Source organism: Teichococcus deserti (assembly GCF_001982615.1).
GTDB classification, from domain to species: Bacteria; Pseudomonadota; Alphaproteobacteria; order Acetobacterales; family Acetobacteraceae; genus Pseudoroseomonas; species Pseudoroseomonas deserti.
The window spans coordinates 1-1,928 of record NZ_MLCO01000528.1 but is presented as its reverse complement, the minus strand read 5'-3'; the positions used below and the strand labels follow the sequence as shown (position 1 = coordinate 1,928).

The following is a 1,928-nucleotide window of genomic DNA, read 5'->3' as shown; positions in this document are numbered from 1 at the left end:
GGCCCCGGCCGAGGCCCCGGCCCTCGCGGTCCCGCGCGACTGGCTGGCCATGGCCGAGCGCGGCCTCCGCCACAGCGACCCCGAGCGCTTCGCCCTGCTCTATGCCCTGCTCTGGGACGCCCGCGCCGAGCCCGGCCTGCTGCGCCGCCCGACCGAGCCGCGCATGCAGCGCCTCTCGGCCATGGCCCGCGCCGTGAAGCGCGACGCCCACAAGCTGCACGCCTTCCTGCGCTTCCGCGAGATCGACACCGCGGAAGGCCCGCGCTCCATCGCCTGGTTCGAGCCCGAGCACCACATCCTGGAGGCCGAGGCCGGCTTCTTCGTCCGCCGCTTCGCCATCCTGCGCTGGTCGATCCTGACGCCCCGCCGCTGCGCCCATTGGGATGGCGAGGCGGTGACCTTCGCCCCCGGCGCCCGCCGCGCCGACGCCCCCGCCTTCGACGCGGCGGAAGACCTGTGGCGCACCTATTTCGCCAGCATCTTCAACCCGGCCCGGCTGAAGCCTGAGGCCATGCGGGCCGAGATGCCCAAGAAATACTGGAAGAACCTGCCGGAGGCCTCGATCATCCCGCAGCTGATGCAGGGGGCGTCGGGCAGGGTGAAGGTGATGATGGGACAGGAGTTTGTGGAAGGGCGGAAGCAGAGGGGAAGCCACAGGCCAGGGGAATGAATTCCCCTGGACCCCATCTTTTTTCTGTCGGACTGCCGTGTCCACGTGGCGACAGGACGTGAAACGGCCCGGTGGCAGCGCGACCTGCGATCGAGCACTGTTCTATAAACCGGTAACCTACCGAGAGGCTCTGGCGACGGCACGGGTGATGGGCAGGTCCCCAGGCGGCCGGTCATCAGAAGGAAGATGGGGTCGGGGGAATTCATTGCCCCGACCGCCCAGACATCTGCCTACCTTAACCCGCCGGTAGCCAGACCTTGAACGTCGCCCCTTCGCCTTCCTTGCTTTCGATCAGCAATTGCCCACGGTGGCGGTTGACGATGTGCTTGACGATGGCCAGACCCAGCCCCGTGCCGCCGGCGTTGCGGGAGCGGCCCTTGTCAACCCGGTAGAAGCGTTCCGTCAGCCGGGGGATGTGCTCGCGGGCGATGCCGGGGCCGTCGTCGATCACGCTCATGGTCACGCCGGGGCGGTTGCCGGCGACGGTGGCGACCTCCAGCTTCACGAGGCCACCCGGCTGGCCGTGGCGCACCGCGTTCTCGAGCAGGTTGCGCAGCACCTGGGACAGCTGCTCCTCGTCGGCGGGGGCGGCGATCGCGTCCTCGGCCAGCGCCATCTCCAGCTGGACGCGGCGGCTGGCCAGGATCGGCGCCATGGCCTCCGCCTCGCGGCGGGCCAGCTCGGCCAGCGGCACGCGCTCCGTCGGGGCCTGGTGCTCGGCCAGCTCGATGCGCGACAGGCCGAGCAGGTCCTCGATCAGCCGGCGCATCCGCTCCGACTGCTCGGACATGATCGACAGGAAGCGGTCCTGGGCGTCCGGGTCGTCCTTGGCCGGGCCGCGCAGCGTCTCGATGAAGCCCATCAGGCTGGCCAGCGGGGTGCGCAGCTCGTGGCTGGCATTGGCCACGAAATCGGCGCGCATGCGCTCGACGGCGCGCTCGCGGGTGCGGTCGGACAGCAGCACCACCAGCCGGCCGCCATCGGCCAGCGGCGGGTCGAGCGGGATCACCTGGGCGGCCAGCTCGCGCGGGACGGGGACGGGCAGCACGATGTCGACGGTCTGGCGCTGCCCCTCGGCCAGCGCGCGGTCGACGGCGCCGGCCAGCGCCGGGTGGCGCAGCAGGGCGGCGGCGTCGCCGGCCAGCGGCCCGGCCTCGGCGGCGCGGGCGCCGAACAGCGCGCGGGCGGCGGCATTGGTGCGCAGCGCGCCGCGGTCGGCGCCCAGCACCAGCAGCGGGTCGGGCAGGCTTTCCAGGAT

General features: G+C 72.0%; 2 protein-coding genes. One reads left to right on the top strand and one right to left on the bottom strand.

From position 1 onward, the window contains the following. On the top strand, window positions 1-670 hold a 670-nt coding region (locus BKE38_RS29775; RefSeq protein WP_076960686.1), incomplete at its 5' end, for a TIGR03915 family putative DNA repair protein. A 235-nt stretch (window positions 671-905) separates the two neighbouring features. Here the strand turns inward: BKE38_RS29775 and BKE38_RS29770 are convergent. Then, window positions 906-1,928, bottom strand: a 1,023-nt coding sequence (locus BKE38_RS29770) for an ATP-binding protein (protein ID WP_076960685.1), incomplete at its 5' end; no start/stop codon positions are given.